We start from the raw sequence: 24,454 nt of genomic DNA, 5'->3' as shown, positions 1-24,454 counted from the left end.
TTTTCATCCTGAATCTGATTTTTTGAACCATTTAGCAATCAACAATAGTTCCATCGCCAGCAACTGCAGCAGCGCCACCGCCAGTAACAGCAGCCACTGTTCCGCGCTCACCGGGGATACGCCGAGTACCTGCTGCATCAGCGGTGAGTAGAGCGACAGGATGTGTAGCCCCTGCGCCGCCAGGGTGCCCAGCAGCAAAATCGGGTTGGAAAAAAACGGCTGGCGGAATATCGAACGGCTCTCGGAGCGGCTGTTGAATACCTGCACATTCTCGAACAGCACCATCAGCAGCAGTACGCTGTTGCGCGCGGCTTCCACCTCCCAGCCCTGTTGCAGCAGCAGGTAAAAGCAGCTGAAGGCGAGGCCGCCCATCACCAGTCCGGAGGTGATCACCCGGCGCAGCATCAGCGGATCGAACAGCGACTCTTTCGGCGGGCGCGGCGGCCGCTGCATCTCGTCGCCCTCCCCCGGCTCCAGTGCCAGGCCGATACTCTGCACGCTGTTGGTCACCAGGTTCAGCCACAGCAGCTGCACCGGCGTCAGTGGCAGTGGCAGGCCAAACGCGGTGGTCAGCACAAACAGCATGACTTCGGCGGCGCCGGTGGAGATCAGGAAGAAAATGACCTTGCGGATATTCCGGTAGGCGATGCGCCCCTCCTCGACACCGGCCACCACTGAGGCGAAGTTGTCGTCGGCCAGCAGCAGGTCGGCGGATTCCTTCGCCACTTCGGTGCCGCGCTCGCCCATGGCCACACCGACGTGGGCGCTGTTCAGCGCCGGCGCATCGTTGACGCCGTCGCCGGTCACGGCGACAAACTCTCCCTGGCGCTGCAGCGACTGCACTATGGTCAGCTTCTGCTCCGGCGATACACGCGCGTAGACGCGGGTGTCGGCAGTCAGCGCGTCCAATGCCTGCGATCCCGCCGCTTCGGCCCGCGCCAGCTCGGCACCGGTGACCGCCCTGTCCTGTTCATCCGCCAGTTGCAGTTCCCGCGCAATACTGAGCGCCGTGTGCGGATGGTCGCCGGTCAGCATGCAGACGTGGATGCCCGCCTCCCGGCACCTGGCCACGGCGCCGGCCGCCTCCGGGCGCAGTGGATCGAACATGCCCACCAGCCCCAGCAGGCAGAGATCCTGCAGCTGCTCGGGGGCAACGGTTTCCACATCGCGCAGACTGCCCTCCGCCAGCGCCAGCACCCGCGCGCCCCGCTCCGCCAGCCGCTGCATCTGCGCCAGGGCGCGCTCACTGTCCAGGGGCACATCGCCGTCGGCGGTGGCCATGCGGCTGCACATGGGCAGCAGTTTCTCCAGCGCGCCTTTTACGCAAACCAGCCGGCCGCCGGCCGGCCCGCCGTCGCCCGCTGAATCGCGGTGCATTGTCGCCGCATAGCCCAGCGCCGGTTCGTAGTGAATCTGTGCCTGCAGCGGATGGACGCGCAGCAGCCTGTGTCGCCCGTAGCCGGTCTTGTGCGCCAGCACCAGCAGCGCCTGGTCCACTGCGTCGCCACTGCTGTGCCACTGCCCGTTGTCGAGCGGGTGCAGTTCCGCCTCGTTGCACAGGGCCGCGACCCGCGCGACCCTCGCCACCAGCTCGTGATCTTCTATAGGTGGATCCTTTTCCGCCGGCAGGCTGCCACCGTCGACGGTAAAGGCGCCACCGTCACAGAAGGCCAGCTCGCGCGCGGTCAGTTGGTTCTCGGTCAGGGTGCCGGTCTTGTCGGCGGCGATCACGGTGCAGGAGCCGAGGCTCTCCACCGCCACCAGCTTGCGCACGATCACATGGCGCTTGACCATGCGCCGGGTGGCGATGGACAGCACTACCGTCAGCGCCATCGGCAGCCCCTCCGGAATCGCCGACACGGCCAGCGCCACCGCCGTCATAAAGATCACCAGCGGCGGTGTGTCCCGCGCCAGCTCGAGCAGCGCCAGAATCGCCACCGTGGCCAGCAGGGCAATGGTGAGTTTCTTGCTGAAACGTTCGATGCGCTGAAACAGCGGCGGCTTCACCGTCTCCGCGGATTCCAGGCTCAGGCTCAGCTTGCCCATTTCCGTGTGCAGGCCGGTGGCGGTCACCAGCCCGCGGGCGCGCCCGGCCGACACCAAACTGCCGGCGAAACACTGGTTGATCCGCTCCGCCACCGGTGTGTCGGCGTCGCACAGGGCCGCGCTGTCCTTGTACACCGGCAGGGACTCGCCGGTGAGCACCGATTCGTCCACCTCCAGCCCCGTGGATTCCAGCAGGCGCAGATCGGCGGGCACCCGGTCGCCGGAAGTCAGCAACACCAGGTCGCCGGGCACCAGTTCCTCCGCCGCAATCTCGCCGGTCTCCCCGTCGCGTATTACCCGCGCACGGCTGACCATCAGCTTGCGCAGTGCCTGGGCGCTGCGGTGCGCATGATATTCCTGCAGCGCGCCGATCAGCGCATTGAGCAGCAGTATCAGGCCGATAAAGGTGGCGTCAGCAAGCTTGCCGACACTGAGGGAAACCAGCATAGCCGCCAGCAGCACATAGATCAGCGGGCTGACGAACTGGCGCAGGAGCAGGCGCGGAAATCCCGGCAGCCGCGGCAGCGGCAGCGCGTTGCTGCCATAGCTGGCAAGGCGACGCTCCGCCTCCGCGCCGGACAGCCCCGCATCGCCACTGCCGAGCCGCGCGGCGACTTCCGTCGGCGGCAGGCATTGCCACTGGCGCTGGCTGTCGAGATTTGTCATAGAGGCGTTTGCGGCATCCGGCAGGAAAACTGTTTACAGCACAGATTCTGCAACATTAGTCGAAAAACATTTTATGGCCGCACCGCCGGACCGCATGCCGGTAAGTGTCCCGGCAGACTCCACTCCCCGGGCAACGCATAACCGCCACCACTGGCCCATACTTCAGGAATGGACTGCTGGCCTCAATGATCACGCGATTGAGAAGGCTGCCATGCGACAGCTTGATGGTGAGCTTTTACTGGACGAACTCGGCGTCGACTATCTGAAAGATGCCGCGGCATTCGGTGCCCTGCCTGACGACGCGATCGCTTATCTGCTTAAAAATGGGCGTATTCACGCGCTGCGCAAAGGCGAGACTTTAGTCGAAGCCGGCGATCCCTCGGGTTCCTTCTATATCGTCCTTAAAGGTGCACTTGCCTACTATCAAGGGTCGAAAAATCACGGCGAGCATATCTACGATTTCCATTGCGGCGAGGCGATAGGCTTCGTCAGCATGATCGCGCTAACGCCGTGGCCGGGAACAACGATAGCCGCCAGTGATAGCTACGTGTTGGAGGTAACGTCAAATCTGTTTTACACCCTGCACTGCGAAAGACCGCTGGACTTCGGCGTACTGCTGATCAATCTATCCCGCGAGTTGGCCCGGAGGATCCTGGAGCTCATCCAGATGGTCGCGGAACTGAAAAGCACCGGACGTTGAGTGTGTCTGCCACGCGGGCATGTTCACGGGGAAAACCGGCAAAAGAATAATGGCCCGACAAACGATGCGGAAAAACAGTGAAGACTGGGAGCTGATTCCCAATCTGCTGGATTACAAAGCGGCGCGGGAGAATTTTTCCTGGGAACACGAGCTGGACATGTTGGACGGCCTGCCCGGCGGCGGCCTCAATATCGCCCATGAAGCGGTGGATCGCCACGCCGCCGGCGAGCGCGCTGACCACCTGGCGCTGCGCTGGCTGGACAAAGACGGTGCGGCGACGGATTTCAGTTACGCCGATCTGAGCCGGCTGAGCAACCGCTTCGCCAATGTGCTGCGCGGTCTCGGCGTGCGCAAAGGCGAGCGTGTTTTCGCACTCTGTGATCGGGTACCACCACTCTATATCGCCGCCCTCGGCACGCTGAAGAACGGCAGTGTCTTCTGTCCGCTGTTCTCCGCCTTCGGGCCCGAGCCGCTGCAGGCGCGCCTCTCCATCGGCGAGGCGAAGGTGTTGGTGACCACCGAGGCCCTCTACCGGCGCAAAGTCGCAGCGCTGCGGGATTCGCTGCCACAGCTGCTGCATGTCCTGCTGGTCCGTGAAACACGGCAGGGCGAACTGCCCGACGACACACTCGATTTTGAGCAGCTGCTGGACGGCGCCGCGGCCAGTTTCACCATCGACAGTACGGATCCCGAGGATCCGGCACTGCTGCATTTCACCAGTGGCACCACCGGCAAACCCAAGGGGGCCATTCACGTGCACCGGGCGGTGGTCGCCCACCACGCCAGCGCGCGCCTGGCGCTGGATCTGCACCCGCAGGATATTTTCTGGTGCACGGCCGACCCCGGCTGGGTTACCGGCACCAGCTACGGCATTATCGCGCCGCTCACCATCGGCGCGACCATGATCGTCGACCGCGCGGAATTCGAACCAGAGCGCTGGTACGGAATCCTGCGCGATCAGCGCGTCAGTGTCTGGTACACCGCACCGACCGCGGTGCGCATGATGATGAAATACGGCGCCGAGCTGCCGCGGCAGTATGCACTGCCGAAACTGCGCTTTATGGCCAGCGTCGGCGAGCCGCTCAATCCAGAGGCGGTGCTCTGGGGGCAGGAGGCCTTCGGTCTGCCCTTCCACGACAACTGGTGGCAGACGGAGACCGGCGGCATCATGATCGCCAACTTTCTCAGCCAGCCCATCCGCCCCGGCTCCATGGGGCGGCCACTGCCGGGGATCGAGGCCGCCATAGTGCGCGCGCGGGCAGACGGCGCCGTGGAAGTCATCGACGCGCCCGATCGCGAGGGCGAACTGGCGCTGAAGCGCGGCTGGCCGTCGATGTTCCGCGGCTACCTGCACGAGGAGGCGCGTTACCAACAATGTTTTCGCGGCGACTGGTACCTGACCGGCGACCTCGCCCGCCGCGACCGAGATGGCTATTTCTGGTTCGTCGGCCGCGCCGACGACGTGATCAAATCCTCCGGGCACCTGATCGGTCCCTTCGAAGTGGAGAGTGCACTGATGGAGCATCCGGCGGTGGCCGAGGCGGCGGTCATCGGCGTGCCCGACGCGGTGGCCGGGGAAATCGTCAAAGCCTTCGTGTCACTGAAGCCCGACTTCGAAGCCAGTGAGGCACTGCAGCGGGAAATACTCGCGCTTGCCCGCAAGCGCCTGGGCCCGGCGGTGGCGCCGCGGGAAGTCGAAATTCGCGCGCAGCTGCCGCGCACCCGCTCCGGCAAGATCATGCGCCGGCTGCTGAAGGCGCGCGAGCTGGGTCTGCCCGAGGGCGACACCTCCACCCTGGAGCACCCTGGAGGTCGATAAATGAATGGAAGACCTTCGCAGGTGAGCCGCGAACAGGGACTGCGCTGGCTGAAAGACATGACCCGCGTCCGCCGCATGGAGGAGAAATGCGCGGAACTCTACGGCCAGGAAAAGATCCGCGGCTTCCTGCACCTGTATATCGGCGAGGAAGCCGTGGCCGCCGGCGCCATGGCGGAACTCGGCGAGGAGGATGCCGTGGTCGCCACCTACCGCGAGCACGGCCACGCCCTGCTGCGCGGCATTTCGATGAACGCGATCATGGCGGAGATGTACGGCAAGCGCGAGGGCTGCTCACGCGGTCGCGGCGGCTCCATGCACCTGTTCGACGCCGAAACACGTTTCTACGGCGGCAACGCCATCGTCTCCGGCGGCCTGCCGCTGGCCATAGGACTGGCGCTGGCGGACAAGATGCAGAAGCGCCCGCGCATCACCGCCTGCTTCTTCGGTGAGGGTGCGGTGGCCGAGGGCGAGTTTCACGAGTCCCTCAACCTGGCCGTCCTCTGGCAGCTGCCGGTGCTGTTCGTGTGTGAGAACAATCTCTACGCCATGGGCACCGCACTGGCGCGCTCGGAATCGGTCACCGACATTCACCAGAAGGCCGCGGCCTACGGCATCGATTCCGCCGCGGTGGACGGCATGGACGTAATTTCCGTCAACACCGCGGTGCGCGACGCGGTGAAAAAGATCCGCGCAGAAGAGGCCCCGGCCTTTCTGGAAATGCGCACCTACCGCTTCCGCGCCCACTCCATGTTCGACCCGGAGCTCTACCGCAGCAAGGAGGAGGTGGAACAGTGGAAGCAGTTGTGCCCCGTCGCCACCCTGACAGCGCAGCTGATGGCGCAGAAGGTGATCGACGGCGGGGATATCGCCGATATCGAGAATGCCGTGGCGGAGGAAATCCGCAAGGCTGTCGATTTCGCCGAAGCGGGAAACTGGGAGCCGGTAGAGGACCTGATGAAGGATGTGTATACCGATTCGAATTAATCGAAACCACCCTGTAGGAGCGGCCGTTGGCCGCGATCAGACCTTCCGAATACATCGAAGATCGATCGCGGCCACCGGCGGATGGCCGCCCCGCCGCTCCTACAGGAAATCATCACGGTTAATGGAATGAAAACCACCTACCGCGAAGCCATGCGCGCCGCGCTGCGCGAGGCGCTGCAGGGTGACGAGCGCGTCTTCCTGATGGGCGAGGACGTAGGCCGCTATGGCGGCTGCTACGCGGTCAGCCAGGGCCTGCTGCAGGAGTTCGGCGAGGCGCGCATCCGCGATACGCCGCTGTCGGAGTCCGCGTTTGTCGGTGCGGGTATCGGTGCCGCGCTCGGCGGCATGCGCCCGATCGTCGAGGTGATGACGGTGAACTTCAGCCTGCTGTGCCTGGACCAGATAGTGAACACCGCCGCCACCCTGCGCCATATGTCCGGCGGGCAGTTCAGTGTGCCCATCGTCCTGCGCATGACCACCGGTGCCGGCCGGCAGCTGGCCGCGCAGCACTCCCACAGCCTGGAGTGCTGGTACGCCCACGTACCCGGCCTGCGCGTCATAGCCCCGGCAACACTGGAGGATATGCGCGGCATGCTGCGGCTGGCACTGAAGGATCCGGACCCGGTGATCATTTTCGAGCATAACGCGCTCTACAATCGCGAGGGCGAACTGGCGGAAGATGTGCGCATTGAAGATATCCGCCGCGCCGCCGTGCGCCGCCCGGGCAGTGACGTCAGCCTGATCTGTTACGGCGGCAACCTCTTCAAGGCGCTCGAGGCGGCGGAACAGCTGGCACTGAACGGTATAGACGCCGAGGTGATCGATCTGCGCTCCCTGCGTCCGCTCGACGACGCGACCATTCTCGCCTCTGCGCGCAAGACCCGCCGCGCAGTCATGGTCGACGAGGGCTGGCGCAGTGGCAGTCTGGCGGCGGAGATCGGGATGCGCATCGCCGAACAGGCTTTCTACGATCTGGATGCGCCGCTCTCGCGGGTGTGCACTGCCGAAGTGCCCATCCCCTACCCCCGCCACCTGGAGCAGGCGGCTCTGCCGCAGGTGGAGAATATCGTCGACAAGGTTCGCGAGGTGATGGGGAAAAATGACTGAGTTCCGCCTGCCATCGCTCGGCGCGGACATGGAAGTCGCGACGCTGCGGGAGTGGTTCGTCAAGCCCGGCGACAAAATAAAAAAAGGCGATATCGTCGCCGCGGTGGAAACCGACAAGGGCATTATCGATATCGAGATCTTCGAGCCGGGCACCATCGAGAGAATCCTGGTACAGCCGGATGAGAAGGTGCCGGTGGGCACGGTGCTGGCGACCTTTTGCGGCGAAGCCGAAGAAAAAACTGAAAAGGCAAAAGCCGCAAAGCATAAAGTTGAACGAGATGAGCAAGCGGTGGCCACCGCCCGCGAAGTAGCCTCAGCGACGATGCCCGGCGCCGCAATACCCGCGACAAAGGTGCGCAAGCGTATCTCCCCCGCCGCGCGGCAGCGCGCGCGCGAACTGGGGCTGGATCCCGAAGCCATTCGCGGCACCGGTCCCGGCGGCGCCGTGACGCTGGAAGATGTTATGAGCAGTGCCGGCCCGGCGGCGCCGGCGGAAACGGCCACGCATCGAGTGGAGACCGCCGAAACCGGCATGCGCCGCGCCATCGCCGCGGCAATGGCGCGCTCGAAGCAGGAAATCCCCCACTACTACCTGTCCACCAGCATCGACTTTACCCGCGCCCAGAGCTGGCTGGAGGCGCGCAACGCCGCGCGGCCGCTGCCCGAGCGTATGGTCTACGCGGTACTGCTGCTGAAGGCGGTGGCACGCGCGCTGGCAAAAACCCCGGAGCTGAACGGATTCTTCGCCGATGGCGCAGCGCAGCTGCACGGCGACGTGCATATCGGCGTGGCCATCTCACTGCGCAGCGGCGGCCTGGTGGTGCCGGCCCTGCGCGATGTGCGGGACAAGACGCTGAACGAATTGATGCCGGCGTTCGCCGACCTGGTGAATCGCGCCCGGCTCGGCCACCTGCGCGGCTCGGAATTACAGGGCGCCACCATCACGGTGACCAGCCTGGGAGAACAGGGCGTGGAAACGGTATTCCCGATTATCTACCCGCCGCAACTGGCGATCGTCGGCTTCGGCGCGATCGTCGAGAGAATCCGCCCGGTGGACGGCCAGCCGGCGCTGCGGCGCATCATCAACGCCAGCCTCGCCGCCGACCACCGCGCCAGCGATGGCCACCGCGGCGGTATTTTCCTGGCGGAGATCGAGCGCCTGTTACAAGAGCCGGAAAAGCTATGAGCACCGCCATGACGAGAGAGGCAATAAGCGCCCTGACGCTGGAGAAGCTGCTGCAGGTGGCGCCGGATATCGACCCCGGACTGCTCGATCCGGCAGTGTCGATTCGCGACCAGTACGATTTCGATTCGATGGACTTCCTGAATTTCACCATCGCCCTGGGACACGAATTCGAGATGGATATTCCGGAGAAAGACTACGCGGAACTGCAGAGCCTGAATGGCGCCATTGAATATGTATCGAAGCACCTGGAATCCGGGGCGTCCGGAGAATAGCTCCGGACACTGAAATGCTCACGCGAGATCCACTTGCGGAACCGTCAGGCAGGAAATTCTATGCATCGAAATACTAGCGGGTCGGATGGAAAGAATCCCCCGTGGTGGCAGCTCGTGGCTGGCATACTCCGGCCCGCACTGTACATTCTCCTGATGCTGATCGCGCCGGTGGTCGCGACCGCGGCCGACGCACAGCCGGCAAGCCAGGTCCTCGAGGTGTTTGTCCGCGACGGCTGCCCCCACTGTGCCGAGGCCAAGAAATACCTGCCGCAATTCGCGCGGGCGAGACCGCAGCTGCGCATCGTCTACCGCTCGCTCGACGACGACCCGCGCGCGGCCGACGACCTGGCGCGGCACTCGCGCCGGGCCGGGGAGTGGCCACCGGGGGTGCCCACCTTCGTGATCGATGGGCGGGTGCTGGTGGGCTTTGTCAGTCCCGAGGTCACCGGACCGCAACTGGCCGCCCTGGTGGACGGAGGCACCAAACCGCCGGGAAAGACTGAAGCGGCAGGCTTTGGCGACCTGAGTGTCGCCGAACTCGGCCTGCCGCTGTTCACCATCGCCCTCGGACTGATCGACGGTTTCAATCCCTGCGCCATGTGGGTGCTGCTGTTTCTGCTGTCGATACTGGTGCGACTCGAGGACCGCCGCCGCATGGCACTGATCGCCGGCACCTTTGTACTGGTGAGCGGCGCTGTCTACTACGCCTTCATGGCCGCCTGGCTGAACCTGTTCCTGCTGGTGGGCTTGTCCGACCTGCTGCGCTGGCTGCTGGCTCTTATCGCGCTGGCCATCGGTGTATTCAATCTGCGCGACTTTTTCCGCACCGGTAGCGGCTATCTCCTGTCGATTCCCGAATCCGCCCGACCGGGTCTCTATGCACGGGTGCGCGAAATACTGCGGGCGGACACGCTGATGTCGTCGCTGCTGGGTGTCGCCGTTCTGGCCGTGCTGGTCAACTTCATCGAATTGCTGTGCACCGCCGGCCTGCCGGCCATCTACACGGCGGTGCTCGCCCAGCAGGACCTGAGCACGCCGGCCCACTACGGCTATCTGGCGCTCTATATCCTCGCCTATATCGCCGACGACGCGCTGATGGTGACACTCGCAGTCATCGCGCTCGGCGGCCGCAAATTGTCGGAGCCTGCCGGGCGCTGGCTGAAATTATTGAGCGGTCTGGTGATGCTGTTTCTGGGCGCGATTATGCTGCTGTTTCCGCAGCTGCTTATCTAGCTGCTGTAGGATTAGCAGACGCGTATACCGTTACTGAAGTATCAAGCAGCAGGCCAGTGCGTACATCAGCGCAAGCCCCAGGGCAAAGAATACGAAGTGCACCGCGACCGGTCCGAGGTGGGCCTGCTGCTTTATTTCCGGAATCAAATCCGATGCGGCGATATAGATGAAATTGCCCGCGCCGAACAGCATCAGCCAGGCGACATCGAAATGGCGGGACACCCCGTAGGCCAGCAGTGCGCCCAGCGGAAAAGTGAGCGCGGACAACACGTTCCACAGCAGCGCGCGGCGGCGCGACCAGCCGCCGTGCACCAGCACACCGAAGTCGCCCAGCTCCTGCGGCACTTCGTGCGCGACAGCGGCAATCCAGGCGGAGATTCCGGCGCGGGGATCGATCAGGAAGGTGCTGGCAACGGCGAGGCCGCCGATAAAGTTGTGGATGGCGTCACCGAGCAGAATCAAATAGATCACCGGCTGGTGCCGCGCTTCCCGTGCACTGTGGGAGTGGTGCCAGTGCAGCAGCTGCTCGAGCAGCAGAAAGGCGCTGAAGCCCGCCACCAGCCAGGCCGCCGCCGTGAGCGGATCCAGGGCTTGCAACCCCTCCGGCAGCATATGGAAGAAGGCGCCGCCGAGCAGCGTCGCGGCTGCCAGCGATACCAGCGGCAACAGTATGCGCTCGAGGGTGGCGGGCTTCATCAGCACTGTGACGCCACCCACCATGGCGACGGCGCTCATCAACAGACCACCGGCGAGAATCCAGCCGAGGCCGTCTGCGCTCACGGCTCGCCCTCGCGCGGTTTGTTCTGCGGCGGCAGTTTGGCGCTGTCCGCGTTCAGCAGTATCACTTCGATCTCCTCGGTAATCTCCTCCTGGCGCAGCTGGTTGCCCCGGCGGCGCAGCGCCTCGAGTTTTTCGTCCAGATGGCGCTGCGCGCCATCCAGGTGCTGCATGCGCTGCTGGTTCTCCGCCATCAGCGAGACATAGAGTATTTCGTGCAGCGCAGCGAACAGGTACTGCTCCACCAGTTCCAGCAGAAAAGCACGCGGTGCCAGATTGAGCTGCGGCGCAAAGGGAAACTGTTGCGGCGCATGACGCAGCGTGGCAAACGGCGGCAACAGTTCGCGCACGATCACGTCCCGCCGCTCGGCGTCGTGGTAGATCACCGCAAGCGCCAGGGCACTTCCGGCTTGCAGGTCGGCCAGTCGCCGCACCAGTGGCAACAGTCGACCGCCCACCTCATCCAGCACCGCGGCGCCCTCCACGGACGCCAACAGCTGCGGGTGGCCCTCCAACTGGGCGCCCAGCTTCTGCCCCCAGCCAATAAGGCCGAAACTGTCGCGCGCGGCTTCCCCTCGCTGGCCGGCGACGCATTGCTGCAAACGCTGGAGCAGACTTTCGTTGAAGTTGCCGCAGAAGCCGCGCTCGGAGCCGACCAGCAGGTAGACGCGGCGCAGTTGCCGCGGCTGCGGCGGCAGTGCCTGCGGATAGAAGCTGAGAAAGTCCGCCGCGACAGCGCGCAGGGTGTCCACCACGCGCCGCTGGCTGTCGAGGAAGCGCCCCAGGCGACGCACCTCGATAAAGGCCATGGCCTTCATGGCGCTGACAATCTCGCGCGTCTCACCGAGCTGCTGCCCGTGGCGCAGCAGCTCGTGCCGGCGGCTCACCGCCCGCCCCTCACTTTTGCGCTCCCGCGTCGCCGTGCAGCCACGCCCGCAGCCAATCCCTGACCTGGGCCGCCCACTGCCGCCGCGGGTCGTCCAGCTGCAGGCCGCTGGCCTCCACCCCGCTCTGCAGCTGTGCCATCAGCGCCTGCACCTGTTGCGGCGCCACAGTGTCCAGCAGACCGTCGTTGAAGGCCAGCATCCACGCCAGCTGAAATTCGATCGGCAGCGGCGCCAGCCGCTCCTGCTTGAGGATTTCCCGCAGCACGCGCCCGCGGCGGATGGATTTTTCCATGCCCGACTCCAGCCTGGCGCCGAAGCGGGTAAACATTTCCAGTTCCAGAAACTGCAGATAGTCGAGCTTCATACGCGCGGCCTCGCGCTTGATAGCGGGGTGCTGGGCCCGTCCGCCGATGCGCGATACCGACAGGCCGATATCGATGGCGGGCCGGAAGCCGGCCGTGAACAGCTCGCGGTCGAGATAAATCTGGCCGTCGGTGATGGAAATCAGGTTGGTGGGAATATAGTCCGCTATCTCGCCCTGCCTGGTCTCCGCGATCGGCAGTGCCGTCATGCTGCCGCCGCCCTGGGCGGCATTGAGGCAGGTGGCGCGCTCGAGCAGGCGCGCGTGCACGGAAAAACTGTCGCCGGGATAGGCCTCGCGCCCCGGCGGGCGGCGCAACAGCAGCGAGAGTTCGCGGTAGGTCTTGGCGTGCGTGGAGAGGTCGTCGTAGACCACCAGTGTGTGCCGGCCGCGGCGCATCCAGTATTCGGCAATGGTGCAGCCGGCGAAGGGCGCCAGATGCTGGAGGCCGGGCAGCGCACCTGCCTCCGCCACCACCACGGTGGTGCAGTCCATGGCACCGTAGTCGCGCAGCAGGTCGATGGTGTCCACCACCGCGGAGCGCTTCTGGCCGATCAGCACATAGACGCAGTAGACGCCCCGGTTGCGCTGGTTGATCACCGTATCCACGGCCAGTGCGCTGCGCCCCAGGCCCTCGTCGCCGATCAGCAGCTGGCGCTGGCCGCAGCCGATGGGGATCAGTGTGTCCAGCACCTTGCAGCCGGTGTAGAGAGGCCGGTGTACGAAATCCCGCTGGGTGATCGGCGGTGACGCCAGCTCCAGCCGCCGCCAGCCGGGACAGTCCGGCGCGTCCGCGCCGTCGAGCGGGTTACCGAGCGGATCCAGCACCCGCCCCAACAGCGCATCGCCGACCGGGACACCCAGCGGCCGCGGGTGCAGGCGCGCCCGGGTGCCGGCGGTGAGTCCTTCGGTTTCAGTCAGCAGCACCGCCCCCAGTACGCCAACGGCGAGGTCGAACACCAGTCCGCGGCTGCCATCGGCAAATTCCAGCAGATCGTCGATGGCGGCGGTGGGCAGGCCGGCGACCCAGGCGATGCCGTCGCCGACCGACACCACCCGGCCCTGCTCGCTAATGCGCAGCTGCGGCCGGTAGTCCGTCAGCCACCGCGCGCGCTGCTGCAGCAGATCGCTGTTCACTCTGCGGCCCCGGCCAGCCGCGCAAAGGCCTGCAGCTCATCGCGCACACTGGCCCCGAGCTGCCAGGGGCCCACGGCGATGCGCAGGCCGGCGAGGAGCTCGGGGTCCTCGACGAAATGGCATGTCAGGTCTCTGTGCAAAATTTCCCGCACCGTGTGCTGCAACTGCCGGCGCTGCGGCTGTGTGAGCGGGAAGGCGCTGGTGATCTCGGCCACCTTGCCTGCTTCCGCCATGCCCGCTTCCGCGATGGACTGCCGCAATGCCTGCAGCCGTTCCTCCGACAGCGCACTCATCGAGTGCAGCAGCAGTTCCAGCAGGCGCTGCTGCAATTCCGGCCCGCTGCCCTGCTGTAGCAGGCGCGCGGCAAACTGGCCGCCCTGCTCCAGCGCCTGCCGCTCCAGTTGCCGTTGCAATTCCGACTGGCGGCGCCGCTCCACGGTCTCCGCCTTCTGGCGCTGCTGCTGCAGTGTCTCCTGCAGGTCCTTTTCCCCGCGCGCGCGCTCGGCGCGCAATTCCCGCTGCAAATCCTCATGCGCGCTGCGGCGTTCGCGCTGCCACTCGTCCAGGCGCGCCTCATACTGCTGCTGCAATTCCACCGCCTGCTGTCGGGTCTGCGCCGCTTCCGCCAGCTGCGTCTCTACATTTTGCTGCCGGCGGGCGATGACCGACTGCAGCGGCTTGTAGAAAAATCGCTTGAGGATCCACACCAGCACCAGAAAATTGACGATCTCCAGCAGAAAGGTAGACCAGCTGAGTTCCACGATTTGTCTCCGCTCACCCCGCCTTGGCAGCGGAGTCGAGCAGGTATTCCAGCAGCGGGTTGCGGAACAGGATGATCAGCGCAATCACCAGCACGTAAATGGCCAGGGATTCGATCATCGCCAGGCCGATAAACAGCGTGCGCATGATGGAACGCTCCGCCTCCGGCTGGCGCGCCAGCGCATCCAGCGCGCTGCTGATGGCGCGCCCCATGGCCAGCGCCGGCAGCAATACGCCGATGGCGATGCCGAGCATGGCGGCGATGGTCGAAAGCAGCGCAAACCAGGACATCTCATTCATCGATCTTTCCTTGCCTGGGTGTTGTGATTGCGGGCTTCCGATGCCCTGCACCACATTAGTCGAGCATGGCGCGTCGCGGAGCCTATTGCCTGCTGCGGTAGGTGCCGTAGATCATCTCGCGCTCTTGGGGCGTCAGCTGTTCCGGGCCCAGCTTGACGGTCAGCTTGTCGATCTTGCCGGTGAAGCGGAAAGGCACCTTGTAGTCGCGGTCATCCACCGCCGTGCCGGTGTCGACGCCGACGTTGAAGGTTTCCACCCAGCCGATGCCCACCGGCAGGCTCTTGGGCATATCGCGGCTGTCCAGGACCTTGCCGTCCACCTTCAGGGTGCCGGTGCCGCCCTGGCCCAGGCCTGGGCCGTCGTACTTCCAGTCGAACTCCAACGTGTGCTTGCCCGGCGATAGCGCCTCCTTGCCCTGCCATTTCACCCGATCCAGCTGCAGCAGATTCCAGGTGAACACCGGCACGCCCTTCAGCAGGTAGAAGCCGTAGCCGTTGAAGCGGCCGCCGTCGGTGACCAGCACCCCCTCGGCACCGCCCTGGGGAACCTCGATCTCGGCGGTGATGGTGTAGGACTTGTTCAGCAGGTTCGGCGCGCCGGCAACCCCCGGGAAGGGCACGTTGCTCAGTTCGCCCCTGTAGGTGAACTCGGTGCGGTCCTGGGTGTAGCTGGGCTTGATTCCCAAGTAGCGCGGCAGCGTGCGGTCATCGAGGGGGAAGACCTGGTATTTCTCCCCCTCCTTGATGAACAGCTTCTCCATTTCCTTCACTTTGTCAGGCATCTTCGCGGCGAGGTTGTCGGCCTGGGTCCAGTCCTTGCCGAGATCGTACAGTTCCCATTTGAAGTCTTGCCAGACATCGGTGGGCGGCGGTTTGAGCGACAGCGCCCAGGGCGCAACCACGGGCGGTGCCGAGGCGATCCAGCCGTCGTTGTAGATGGCGCGCGAACCGAACATCTCGAAGTACTGGGTCTTGCGTTGGCCGGGCGCATCGGCCCCGCCCTGCCCCCACGTATACGCCATGCTCACGCCCTCGATCGGCTTCTGCTTGATGCCGTTGACGGTTTCCGGCTGCGGCAGTCCGGCCGCTTCGAGGATGGTGGGCACTATGTCGATCACGTGGTGGAACTGGTGGCGGATGCCGCCCTTGTCCTTGATCCGCGCGGGCCAGGCGATGGCCATGCCGTTGCGGGTGCCGCCGAAATGGGAGGCCACCTCCTTGGTCCACTGATAGGGCGTGTCCCAGGACCAGGCCCAGGGCACCGCGTAGTGCGGGTAGGTCTGGTCCGTGCCCCAGGCGTCGTAGAACTTCATGTTCTGTTCCACCGTGGGGTGCACGCCGTTCAACACCGCGAACTCGCTGTAGAGGCCGTGCAGGGTGCCTTCCGGGCTGGCGCCGTTGTCGCCGCTGATATAGATGATCAGGGTGTTGTCCAGCTTGCCGGAGTCCTCGACTGCCTGAATCACGCGGCCGATCTCGTGGTCCGTGTACGCCAGGTAGGCCGCGTAGACATCGGCCTGGCGGATGTAGAGCTTCTTCGCCTCGGGGGTGAGCGAATCCCACTGCGGCAGGTCTTTCGGCCAGGCGGTGAGCTTCGCATTCTGCGGGACCACGCCGAGCTTCTTCTGGTTGGCGAAGATCCGCTCGCGCTGCCTGTTCCAGCCCTCGTCGAACAGGCGCATCTTGCTGATCCTATCCACCCACTCCCTGGTCGGATGGTGCGGGGCGTGGGTACCGCCGGGTGCGTAATAGATCATGAAGGGCCTGTCCGGCTGCACCTCGTTCAGCATGCGGATGCGCGCAATCGCCTCGTCGGCCATGGCGGTGATCAGGTTCCAGCCGGGGTTGCCCAGATAGGGCTCGATGGGCGTGGTATTGCGGAACAGGTTGTTCGGCTGCCACTGGCTGGTGTCGTCGCCGATGAAACCGAAATAGTAATCGAATCCCTTGACGGGGCCGGTCGGCCAGTCGGTGAAAGGCCCGGCCTGGCTCGCCACCCACTGGGGCACATTGTGGTCCTTGCCAAACCAGGAGGTGTCGTAGCCCTGCTGGCGCAGTATCTCGCCGATGGCGGCCGCATCGCGCTTGATGACGCTGTCGTAGCCGGGATAGCCGGTGGCCTGGTCGACCACCACACCGGTGGACACCGAGTGGTGGTTGCGGCCGGTGAGCAGCGCCGCGCGCGTGGGCGAGCACAGGGAAGTGGTGTGGAAGCGGGTATAGCGCAATCCCATCTCCGCGATCCGGTCCAGGGCCGGCGTCGGAATCACGCCGCCGAAGGTGGACGGCGCCGAGAACCCCACGTCGTCGGTCATAATCAACAGAATATTCGGCGCGCCCTTGGGCGGCACCACCAGCTCTGGCCACCAGGGAGTGGATTGCGCGGCGTTGCGCTCCATCTTGCCCTTGAAGGGCTGCGGCGGCGGGGGCAGGTGTTTGCCGTCGACGGTGGTGGTGGCGCCGGGCTCACCTGGCTTGATCGTCGCCTGCTGCGCCGTCGCCACGACTGGAATCGCGAGTAGGACAGCGGCGGCCATCCATGGCATGACGTTCATATCATCCCTCAGGGCTTATTAATCCCACAGTCTCAATAACCGGGGCGGGAAGAACCGGGGCGTTTAAGCACCTTCAGAAAGATTAGTAAACGGATGTCGCTTTTCCACGGGGGGGCACCAGTGCCGGCACCACGCTATTTGCAGTCGGGCAGTCGGTAGAACATCGTGAAATAGGTATCCATCGCCGGGTTGAACGACAAGCTTACGAATGTCCGCGCGAGCAGGCCGTGTTACTCGTCGCGCTCACCTTGCCTGAGCTGTTGTGATTGCAGGCCGCCGGCGATATAGATCAGAGCCAGCATGCCGAAGATGTACGCCTGCACCAGGGCCTCGATAACGTGCAGCATCAGTATAGGAACGGGAGCCAGAAAGCCGGCCACCAGCAGGATCAACAGCGCCGCCATCTCCAGGCTCATGATGTTGCCGAACAGGCGCACCGCCAGCGCGACGGTGCGGGTGACCTCGCTGATCAGATGAAACGGCAACAATAGAGGGCTGGGGGTCAGGTAGTGGCGCAGATAGGATTTCAGTCCCTGGCTGCGAATGCCGAACCAGTGCACCGACAGGAATACCAGCATCGCCAGCGCCGCCGTGGCGGACAGATCCCGGGTCGGCGCGTGCACACCGGGAATCAGCCCGCACAAGTTGGCCACCACCAGGAAAATCCACAATGTGGCGATAAACGGCAGCAGCAGTTTCACGTGATCCGGCGCCACCGCGCGAATCGCGTCCTCCGCGGCACCCAGTATGCCCTCGGCCAGGGTCTGTACCGGTCCCGGCTGTATCTGCAGGCGGCGCGACAGCAGCCAGGCCACCAGCCCGAGGGCGGCGATGAGCGCCCAGGTGGTAACGACCGTGCCGGTGACCTGCAGCGGGCCCAGACTGAAGACCACAGTGGGAAAAAGTTCGCCGTCGCGCACGTCCTACTCCCGGATCAACAGGTAGACGTTACAAGCGCCCACGGCCAAACCGACAAAAATGAGGCTCAGGGTCCAGCGGGTCGAGTAGCCCTCGGCCAGACCGTCCAGCCACTGGCCCAGATAGGCGCCGCCCACCACCGGCAGCACGAACACCAGGCCCAGGGTGCCGATATAGATGGTCTGTGCGAATAGTGTCGGGCGCTCGCGCTCGGCCCTTTTCATGCGCCGTGCCTGGCGCTCGACTTTTTCACGCAGTTTTTTATCGCGATCTTCCTCCATGGAAATTATTCCCGCAAAGGTCCGCGGCGCCCCGCTTGCCACAGACGGCGCATCAGGGACTCCTCCATGCGCCGCAGGCTTTCCTTCATCGCCTGCAGACTCTGCTCCTCGACCAGTAACTGCCGTTGCAGCATTTGTGCAATGCGTTCGTAGTCGCTGTCGATCAAGAAGTGGCGTGTACAGATCTGCAGCCGGTTATCGAGAAAATAGAGCAGCCCGCCAGGCAGCGCCAGGTACTGCCAGTTTTCCTCGCCGCGGCGAAAGCGGGCGAGGCCGAAAACCAGTGCGGTCATGCTGCGCCTGTGGCCGGCGAGTATGCCGAAGCTGCCCGACGCGTCCTCGCCGACGAAGGAGGTGACGCCGTCGATCTGTTGCTGCTCCGTGGCGGAGAGCAGTAGCAGGCTGAAGGTTTTCATTCACTGGCGTCCCCATAGCGGTTTGCAGTAGCCGGCCCGGCCGACGATTCTTCCGCTGAAGCTGCACACGGCAGCGCCAGCGGGGCTGGCTCCCACCATTGCCATTCAGCCCGCACCTTTCTTTTCCTCCCGCATGCTGCCGCGCATATAACAGTCCTCCTCCGCCAGTTCATCATAGTCGCCGCGCAGAAAGGACTCACAGTCGTCCAGTGTCACCGACAAGGGCACGGAAACCCCGGCGATCCCGGTATGTGATGCGGTGGCGTTGAACGGCTGCGTCAGATAGCGCTGCAATTTGCGCGCGCGCAACACGGTACGCCGATCCTGCGGCGACAGCTCTTCGATACCGAGCATGGCGATAATGTCCTCCAGCTCGCGGTAGCGCGCCAGGTGTTCGCGCACCCCCTCCGCTACCGCGTAATGGCGGTCGCCGAGGGTGTGACGGTCCATGGCGCGACTGGCGGACAGCAGGGGTTCCACCGCCGGGTAGATCCCCTTGCCCGCCTGCGCCCGCGACAGCACCACTGAGGAATCCAGGTGCCCCAGGATCGCGTCCACCGCCGGGTCAGTCATATCATCCGCCGGCACATAGACCGCCTGTACCGAAGTGATGGCGCCCTGCCGGGTGGAGAGGATGCGCTCCTGCATCTCCGCCACCTCGCTGATCAGGGTCGGCTGGTAACCGACGGTGGCCGGCATGCGCCCGAGCAGGCTGGAGATCTCGCTGCCGGCCTGCACGAAGCGGAAAATATTGTCCATCACGAACAGCACTTCCTTGTGCAGCGTGTCGCGCAGGTATTCCGCATAGGTCAGCGCGGACAGCCCGACGCGAAAGCGCACCCCGGGAGATTCGTCCATCTGCCCGAAGGTCATCAGCGTCTGCGCCATGACCCCCGCCTCGCGCATCTCGTGCCACAGCTCGTGACCCTCGCGGATGCGCTCGCCGACACCCGCGAACACTGACACACCGCTGTGCAGCGACGCCACCGCATGCATGAATTCCATCACCAGCACCGTCTTGCCCACTCCGGCGCCGCCGAACAGTCCGGTCTTGCCACCGCGCACGAAGGGGCACAGCAGGTCGATCACCTTGATGCCCGTCGGCAAAATGTCGCCGGTGCCCACCGTTTCCCACAGGGCCGCCGGCGGCGCGTGAATATTGCGGTACTCCCGCGGTTCGAGGGGGACACCGCCGTCCATGGGTTCACCGAAGATATTCAACAGTCGCCCGAGACAGTCCGGTGTTACCGGCACATGCAGGGGAGCGCCGGTATCGAAGACCGGCATGCCGCGACACAATCCCGCGGTGCGGTGCAGGGTGATGGCGCGCACATGGCGCTGGTCCAGGTGCTGGTGCACTTCAAACAGGTAACTTTCGCGATTGAGCGTTGCCTTCAACGCCTGGCGCAACGGCGGCAACACCTCGCAGCGGATGACCACCACCGGCCCGTGCACCTCGGCGATGAAGCCAATCTGCACCTGGGCACTGTCGGCTGCTATTTCCGCATCGGCCATCTGCCGCCTCGTTTTCCCGCTTGTAGATACTCTGTGCCGAATAGAGCTGTAGTCTGGTCGTCATATCGGCGCAGGCCGGAATGACGAAAAAAATACTGTAGGCGCGGCCGGCGGCCGCGATCAGGCTGAGGGCGCGGCACCGACCGCTCCGGGCATTCACGGCGCCTTCCGCCCTACAGCAACACCTTTTCCAGCAGGTCCAGGCAGCGGCAGGCGTAGCCGTATTCGTTGTCATACCAGACCTGGATCTTGGCGAGTTCGCCCTGGCTGCGGGTGGAAAGGCCGTGCACGATGCAGGAGTGGGAATCGCCGACGATGTCGCAGGAAACCAGTTCCTCTTCGCTGTAGGCCAGGATGCCGCGCAGCGCGCCCTGGGCCACAGCTTTCAGTGCCGCATTGATTTCCCGGGCGCTGGCGGCGTGCTTTAACTGCGCGCAGATATCGGTGAGGGAGCCGTCCACCACCGGTACCCGCACCGCCAGTGCGCTCAGGCGGTCCTTCAGCTGCGGCAGCACGGCGATGGTGGCGGCATCGGCACCGGTACCGGTTGGAATGATATTGACCGCCGCGGCGCGACCGCGGATTTTCTTGCTCGCCGCCTGGTCCACCAGGCTCTGGCTGGCGGTGTAGGCGTGAATGGTGGTCACATGGGCCTGTTCGATGCCGAAACTGTCATCCAGCACCTTTAGCGCCGGCGCCAGGGAATTGGTGGTACAGGAGGCATTGGAAACCACAAAGTGGAGATCCGGCTCGAAATCTGTCTCGTTGACACCCATCACCAGGGTGACATCCGCGTCCGGCGAGGGCGCGCTGATCAGTACGCGACGCGCACCGGCTTCAAGATGCTTTGCCGCGGCGACACGCTTGGTAAAGCGCCCGCTGCACTCGATGACCAGGTCCACGCACTCTTCATCCCAGGGCAACTTTGCCGGATCCGCCTCCGCGAAGAGCGGCAGCGTAAGTTTGTCCAGATGCAGTTTGCCCTGCTCGATGGATACCTCGTGCTCCAGCCTGCCGTGTACCGAGTCGTACCTGAGCAGGTACAGCAGGTTTTCCGCTGGCATGGGCTCGTTGGCGGCCACCAAGGTAAAGCGCTGGTAATTCCCGCGCAGAAAGCGGCGCAACAGCAATCTGCCGATACGCCCGAGACCATTGATGGCAACGCGTTTCATCGTTTGTGGTTTCGCTGGCTTGTGGTTTCAATGGCTTATGTTTTCGCCGGATTGGTATCTCTCAAGGATAGAAACAGCGAGAGCGGTTGACCTGGCCGAGCCGGGCAAACTGGAGACCATATACGCCAGACTAAAATACAAGGGTTGTGTGGCAAGGGGCCGGCGAATCGACGGCAATCCATGGATACATAGCACCAGTCGGCAATTCGCGCCGAGGGCCTGATGAAGGTCTACGGCAGCGGCGAATTCATCATCTACGCGCTGCGCGGCGTGAGCCTATCGGTGCCGCGCGGTGAGCTGGTGGTGCTGCTCGGTCCGTCCGGCAGCGGCAAGTCCACGTTGTTGAATATTCTCGGTGGCCTGGACTCGCCTACAGGGGGCCGCGTGTTTTTCGACAGTCAGGGGCTCACCGCCTTCGACGACCTGCATCTGACCAATTTCCGGCGCGAATATGTCAGCTTTGTCTTCCATTTCTATAACCTGATCCCCTGTCTGACTGCGCGGGAGTCAGCACCAGTCCGGATTGCCGCAAAGAATGGTGGAAATTTACCGAGAAAAGTTCCACTTGATTTCCCATCCCTTGACCGACTTCCAGATCGAAAACGAGGCGACCAGAGCGGACGGTTCCGTCGCGGTCCTGGTTGCATTGCGCCGCAAATCTGCGCCTGCATCCGCACCCAAGGACTTCTGCAGTATCTTTTCTCTGGCCAGGGTTAACGGCGAATGGCGCATCATGACCTGGTTTATCTACGGACTCAGCGCTCGCGGCTGCTCCCATCAACACTAGCAGTTCATAAACAGGACGCATCTGGCGCGCTTCTTGTGCACAGATTCCGGTCCGCCATATTCAAGCGTTACTGCCGCACCTAATTAATCGCCCACTTAATCGGCCGTGCTCCTGCCCGCCGCCCCGGCACCAGGGGTCTCTCAATCAATTTACCGCCCGAATGGTTCAGCCTGGGCGCCTGATTGCCTGCGCGTCATTCACGTTAAGCAAAATATGAAAATTGTAAGAAAGCGGGGTGAATTTTTTCCTATATTGTTGTTACAGAATAAGGTACCGGCGGTTCTTGCTAACAAGGAGCCTAGTGACAATGTCCCACCACCAACGCAACACAGCGTTATCCGGCATGAAGGCAGAGCGCGATTTTCGCGAAATGGCGCGCACTATTGACAAGTCGGTATCAGCGGCAGCGCCAAAATCGCTTTTGCTGCTGGCAGTATTTATGTTGTGCGCTGCCGCAATCATTGACCGGGCGCTGCTAATCGACATCGGCCTAATGCGAAGATCCTTGACTCACCCGGATTTGCGGGTACAGGAAATCGCCGCGCTTACGGTGTCGTTCGCCCGTATCATGATGGCCGGCCTCGGAATCCTGTTGAGCCTCGTGTACTTCTATTGGGATCGCCTGCTCGACAGTGCAGCCATGAAATACCTGGAGGATCACGTGCCGGCCTATCCCTGGGAGCGATACCGGGAGCGCCTGTTGAACAGATCCCTGCTGGTCATGGCAATCGCGCTGGCAGCATCCGTCCTGTTTGTCGCGGAGGCGCCTCGATTGATCGAGGCCGGTACGCTTTCGTTTATCGTCAATGAAGACGGTCTGCTGGAATCAATAACGGCTCTGCTCTTTCTGGCCAGCAGTGCCGTGGCACTCGGGACCGCGCGCCTGGACGTAACTCCCCGTCACAAATACATCCTCTGGATAATGGCGCTGGCATTTTTTCTGTGCTTCGGCGAGGAAATCAGCTGGGGGCAGCGGATATTTGATATCTCCACCCCGGAAGCCCTGGCGACAATCAATGCCCAGCAGGAAATCAACCTGCACAACTCCTTCGGTTATCTGGCGGATCATCTCTTTATTATTGTCGTTTTTTGCTATGGATTCCTGGTCCCTGCCCTGGCATCGATTTCGCCAGTGTTCTACAACCTGATGGACAGGTTCGGCATCCCGATTGCATCGATGGGTCTGGCAATTGGGTTTCTCGGCGTATCGCTGTTTCACGACTTTATCTTCTGGCGCTGGTTCTCCCCCTGGGGGCTGCGGATCGCCGAACTCCGGGAACTGCTGTCCTCACTGGGCATATTGTTAATCCTGCTGGAGACAAGAAGAATCTGGCTATTGTCTCGAGCCACATCGAGGGAAGCCCGAGCCTCTGGCTCGGCACTGACAACGAAATAGCTTTCGCAAATTCTCGCGGGACAGCAACCGGCAAACTGCTCTGTCCCGCGCTCCGGTGATCCAATTGGACTCGGGGATGGATAAAGAGTGCCAAACCGGCTGGAATTTGGTTTCGACAATCGCGAATCTGTTATTTATCCGGAAACGGAATAAATTCATCCTCGTCACCGGGCACTCTGGGGAAGTGCCCGCCCTTCCACTCCTGTACGGCCTGGTCGATGCGCTCGGCGCGACTGGAAACAAAATTCCACACGATGCAGCGCTTGTTAAAGCGCTCGCCACCGATGATGGCGATGCGGCTTTCCACGGCGGCCTCCAGTACCACGCCCGGCGAATTGTCGAACACCGTGAGGGTATATTGGGGGATCTCCGTGTCTTTCGCCTTCAGGTGGCCGGCGGCCACGTAAACCGCTCGCTCCGGCGCGTCTGGCAGCGTGATAGTCTGGCCCGCCTGCAGCTGCGCCTCCGCGTACAGCGTCTCGGCGAATGTTTTCACCGGTGACGTCACCCCGTAGGCCGTACCCATAATCACCCGGATCGGCACCGCATCGACGGTCACCGCGGGGATATCCGCGGAGGGATAGTGGTGAAACTCGGGATCTATCTCCTCTAGTTGCTCCGGCAGCGCCAGCCACAGCTGCAAGCCGTGCAGTTGGTGGTCGGTATCGCGAATCTCGGGGCGCTCGCGCTCGGAGTGCACTATGCCGCGGCCGGCCACCATCAGGTTGATGTCACCGGGGCGGATCGGCTGCAGGCTGCCGAGCGAATCCCGGTGCAGGATTTCGCCCTCGAACAGATAGGTGACCGTGGCGATGCCGATATGCGGGTGGGGGCGCACGTCTATGCCCTGACCGGCGGGAAAATAGGCGGGCCCCATGTGGTCAAAGAAGATCCATGGACCGACCATCTGCTGCGCGCGACTGGGGAGACAGCGCCGGACGGAAAATCCGCCGAGTTCCTTGGCCTTCGGCTGCACTATCTCCACGATGGCCCCGCATCCCTCGACGACCCCGCACTCCTGTTCGACCACTTTGGTGAAATTGCTCACATTTACTCCCGTTATTTCGACACAGATCTGCCACATCCGCTTGCGGCTAACGGTGAATCGCTCTCGATGAATATAGACCCCGCACCATAACCGCCCGCGGCATCGCTTCCCACTTACATTCGGCGGCGCAAGA

Annotated in this window: 22 protein-coding genes; 9 read left to right on the top strand and 13 right to left on the bottom strand. The window is 63.6% G+C overall.

The window, feature by feature from the left end:
- Positions 1-3: 3 nt before the first annotated feature.
- Entirely contained in the window at positions 4-2,712 is a 2,709-nt protein-coding gene (locus RRF64_RS02395) for a cation-translocating P-type ATPase (protein WP_323844222.1), read from the bottom strand.
- A gap of 73 nt (positions 2,713-2,785) precedes the next feature.
- Here RRF64_RS02395 and RRF64_RS02390 point away from each other — a divergent pair, with 73 nt between their 5' ends.
- The 7 genes from RRF64_RS02390 to RRF64_RS02360 all read left to right on the top strand — a co-directional run bounded on the left by RRF64_RS02390 (position 2,786) and on the right by RRF64_RS02360 (position 10,013).
- A complete protein-coding gene (locus RRF64_RS02390) occupies positions 2,786-3,412 on the top strand; it encodes a Crp/Fnr family transcriptional regulator (protein ID WP_323844221.1) in 627 nt (208 codons plus the stop codon).
- 49 nt (positions 3,413-3,461) lie between these two features.
- Positions 3,462-5,231: an acetate--CoA ligase gene (gene acsA / locus RRF64_RS02385; protein ID WP_323844220.1), complete on the top strand. Its 1,770-nt coding sequence runs from the start codon at positions 3,462-3,464 to the stop codon at positions 5,229-5,231.
- Positions 5,232-6,215 (top strand): pyruvate dehydrogenase (acetyl-transferring) E1 component subunit alpha, encoded by a 984-nt coding sequence (gene pdhA, locus RRF64_RS02380; RefSeq protein ID WP_323844219.1) that lies wholly within the window; start codon positions 5,232-5,234, stop codon positions 6,213-6,215.
- Between the two features lie 126 nt (positions 6,216-6,341).
- Positions 6,342-7,322: an alpha-ketoacid dehydrogenase subunit beta gene (locus RRF64_RS02375; protein WP_323844218.1), complete on the top strand. Its 981-nt coding sequence runs from the start codon at positions 6,342-6,344 to the stop codon at positions 7,320-7,322.
- Positions 7,315-8,508: a dihydrolipoamide acetyltransferase family protein gene (locus RRF64_RS02370; protein ID WP_323844217.1), complete on the top strand. Its 1,194-nt coding sequence runs from the start codon at positions 7,315-7,317 to the stop codon at positions 8,506-8,508. Before RRF64_RS02375 ends, RRF64_RS02370 begins: the two co-directional genes overlap by 8 nt.
- Entirely contained in the window at positions 8,505-8,780 is a 276-nt protein-coding gene (locus tag RRF64_RS02365) for an acyl carrier protein (protein ID WP_323844216.1), read from the top strand. Before RRF64_RS02370 ends, RRF64_RS02365 begins: the two co-directional genes overlap by 4 nt.
- Positions 8,781-8,894: 114 nt before the next feature.
- Positions 8,895-10,013 carry a glutaredoxin domain-containing protein gene (locus tag RRF64_RS02360; protein ID WP_323844215.1) on the top strand — a complete coding sequence of 373 codons (1,119 nt, stop codon included), beginning with the start codon at positions 8,895-8,897 and terminating at the stop codon, positions 10,011-10,013.
- 30 nt (positions 10,014-10,043) lie between these two features.
- Here the strand turns inward: RRF64_RS02360 and RRF64_RS02355 are convergent, their stop codons facing one another.
- The 11 genes from RRF64_RS02355 to gap form a co-directional block, all read right to left on the bottom strand.
- Positions 10,044-10,793, bottom strand: coding sequence for a ZIP family metal transporter (locus tag RRF64_RS02355; protein ID WP_323844214.1), 750 nt, complete (start codon positions 10,791-10,793; stop codon positions 10,044-10,046).
- The gene (locus tag RRF64_RS02350) at positions 10,790-11,677 is read right to left on the bottom strand and encodes a F0F1 ATP synthase subunit gamma (RefSeq protein ID WP_323844213.1); all 888 of its coding nucleotides are present in this window, start codon (positions 11,675-11,677) and stop codon (positions 10,790-10,792) included. The genes RRF64_RS02355 and RRF64_RS02350 overlap by 4 nt, the downstream gene beginning before the upstream one ends.
- Before the next feature lie 10 nt (positions 11,678-11,687).
- The gene (locus RRF64_RS02345; RefSeq protein WP_323844212.1) at positions 11,688-13,175 is read right to left on the bottom strand and encodes a F0F1 ATP synthase subunit alpha; all 1,488 of its coding nucleotides are present in this window, start codon (positions 13,173-13,175) and stop codon (positions 11,688-11,690) included.
- Positions 13,172-13,936, bottom strand: coding sequence for a F0F1 ATP synthase subunit delta (locus RRF64_RS02340; protein ID WP_323844211.1), 765 nt, complete (start codon positions 13,934-13,936; stop codon positions 13,172-13,174). The genes RRF64_RS02345 and RRF64_RS02340 overlap by 4 nt, the downstream gene beginning before the upstream one ends.
- A 13-nt stretch (positions 13,937-13,949) precedes the next feature.
- A complete protein-coding gene (locus RRF64_RS02335) occupies positions 13,950-14,234 on the bottom strand; it encodes an ATP synthase subunit c family protein (RefSeq protein ID WP_323844210.1) in 285 nt (94 codons plus the stop codon).
- A gap of 82 nt (positions 14,235-14,316) precedes the next feature.
- Positions 14,317-16,788 carry an arylsulfatase gene (locus RRF64_RS02330; protein ID WP_323844209.1) on the bottom strand — a complete coding sequence of 824 codons (2,472 nt, stop codon included), beginning with the start codon at positions 16,786-16,788 and terminating at the stop codon, positions 14,317-14,319.
- A gap of 230 nt (positions 16,789-17,018) precedes the next feature.
- A complete protein-coding gene (locus RRF64_RS02325; protein WP_323844208.1) occupies positions 17,019-17,708 on the bottom strand; it encodes a F0F1 ATP synthase subunit A in 690 nt (229 codons plus the stop codon).
- A gap of 3 nt (positions 17,709-17,711) precedes the next feature.
- Positions 17,712-17,987 (bottom strand): AtpZ/AtpI family protein, encoded by a 276-nt coding sequence (locus tag RRF64_RS02320; protein WP_323844207.1) that lies wholly within the window; start codon positions 17,985-17,987, stop codon positions 17,712-17,714.
- 5 nt (positions 17,988-17,992) lie between these two features.
- Positions 17,993-18,403: a F0F1 ATP synthase subunit delta/epsilon gene (locus RRF64_RS02315; RefSeq protein ID WP_323844206.1), complete on the bottom strand. Its 411-nt coding sequence runs from the start codon at positions 18,401-18,403 to the stop codon at positions 17,993-17,995.
- A 105-nt stretch (positions 18,404-18,508) separates the two neighbouring features.
- The gene (gene atpD / locus RRF64_RS02310) at positions 18,509-19,882 is read right to left on the bottom strand and encodes a F0F1 ATP synthase subunit beta (RefSeq protein ID WP_479691293.1); all 1,374 of its coding nucleotides are present in this window, start codon (positions 19,880-19,882) and stop codon (positions 18,509-18,511) included.
- A gap of 209 nt (positions 19,883-20,091) precedes the next feature.
- The gene (gene gap / locus RRF64_RS02305) at positions 20,092-21,090 is read right to left on the bottom strand and encodes a type I glyceraldehyde-3-phosphate dehydrogenase (RefSeq protein WP_323844204.1); all 999 of its coding nucleotides are present in this window, start codon (positions 21,088-21,090) and stop codon (positions 20,092-20,094) included.
- A 222-nt stretch (positions 21,091-21,312) separates the two neighbouring features.
- Between gap and RRF64_RS02300 the strand changes: the two genes are divergently transcribed.
- Together RRF64_RS02300 and RRF64_RS02295 are read left to right on the top strand one after the other, a co-directional pair.
- The gene (locus tag RRF64_RS02300; RefSeq protein ID WP_323844203.1) at positions 21,313-21,807 is read left to right on the top strand and encodes an ATP-binding cassette domain-containing protein; all 495 of its coding nucleotides are present in this window, start codon (positions 21,313-21,315) and stop codon (positions 21,805-21,807) included.
- Between the two features lie 413 nt (positions 21,808-22,220).
- Entirely contained in the window at positions 22,221-23,273 is a 1,053-nt protein-coding gene (locus RRF64_RS02295; RefSeq protein WP_323844202.1) for a hypothetical protein, read from the top strand.
- A 130-nt stretch (positions 23,274-23,403) separates the two neighbouring features.
- Here the strand turns inward: RRF64_RS02295 and RRF64_RS02290 are convergent, their stop codons facing one another.
- Positions 23,404-24,321 carry a pirin family protein gene (locus RRF64_RS02290; RefSeq protein WP_323844201.1) on the bottom strand — a complete coding sequence of 306 codons (918 nt, stop codon included), beginning with the start codon at positions 24,319-24,321 and terminating at the stop codon, positions 23,404-23,406.
- Positions 24,322-24,454: the final 133 nt, after the last annotated feature.

Source organism: Microbulbifer magnicolonia (assembly GCF_035117725.1).
In the GTDB taxonomy this organism is placed as follows: Bacteria; Pseudomonadota; Gammaproteobacteria; order Pseudomonadales; family Cellvibrionaceae; genus Microbulbifer; species Microbulbifer magnicolonia.
The sequence above is the reverse complement of the archived record's forward strand: the minus strand, read 5'-3'. Positions and strand labels throughout refer to the sequence as shown.

Excerpts from the sequence above, each read along its gene's own strand:
- RRF64_RS02395 (WP_323844222.1), bottom strand. The coding sequence starts at position 2,712 with ATGACAAATCTCGACAGCCAGCGCCAGTGGCAATGCCTGCCGCCGACG.
- RRF64_RS02390 (WP_323844221.1), top strand. The coding sequence starts at position 2,786 with ATGGCCGCACCGCCGGACCGCATGCCGGTAAGTGTCCCGGCAGACTCC.
- acsA (WP_323844220.1), top strand. The coding sequence starts at position 3,462 with ATGGCCCGACAAACGATGCGGAAAAACAGTGAAGACTGGGAGCTGATT.
- pdhA (WP_323844219.1), top strand. The coding sequence starts at position 5,232 with ATGAATGGAAGACCTTCGCAGGTGAGCCGCGAACAGGGACTGCGCTGG.
- RRF64_RS02375 (WP_323844218.1), top strand. The coding sequence starts at position 6,342 with ATGAAAACCACCTACCGCGAAGCCATGCGCGCCGCGCTGCGCGAGGCG.
- RRF64_RS02370 (WP_323844217.1), top strand. The coding sequence starts at position 7,315 with ATGACTGAGTTCCGCCTGCCATCGCTCGGCGCGGACATGGAAGTCGCG.
- RRF64_RS02365 (WP_323844216.1), top strand. The coding sequence starts at position 8,505 with ATGAGCACCGCCATGACGAGAGAGGCAATAAGCGCCCTGACGCTGGAG.
- RRF64_RS02335 (WP_323844210.1), bottom strand. The coding sequence starts at position 14,234 with ATGAATGAGATGTCCTGGTTTGCGCTGCTTTCGACCATCGCCGCCATG.
- RRF64_RS02330 (WP_323844209.1), bottom strand. The coding sequence starts at position 16,788 with ATGAACGTCATGCCATGGATGGCCGCCGCTGTCCTACTCGCGATTCCA.
- RRF64_RS02320 (WP_323844207.1), bottom strand. The coding sequence starts at position 17,987 with ATGGAGGAAGATCGCGATAAAAAACTGCGTGAAAAAGTCGAGCGCCAG.
- RRF64_RS02315 (WP_323844206.1), bottom strand. The coding sequence starts at position 18,403 with ATGAAAACCTTCAGCCTGCTACTGCTCTCCGCCACGGAGCAGCAACAG.
- gap (WP_323844204.1), bottom strand. The coding sequence starts at position 21,090 with ATGAAACGCGTTGCCATCAATGGTCTCGGGCGTATCGGCAGATTGCTG.
- RRF64_RS02300 (WP_323844203.1), top strand. The coding sequence starts at position 21,313 with ATGAAGGTCTACGGCAGCGGCGAATTCATCATCTACGCGCTGCGCGGC.
- RRF64_RS02295 (WP_323844202.1), top strand. The coding sequence starts at position 22,221 with ATGAAGGCAGAGCGCGATTTTCGCGAAATGGCGCGCACTATTGACAAG.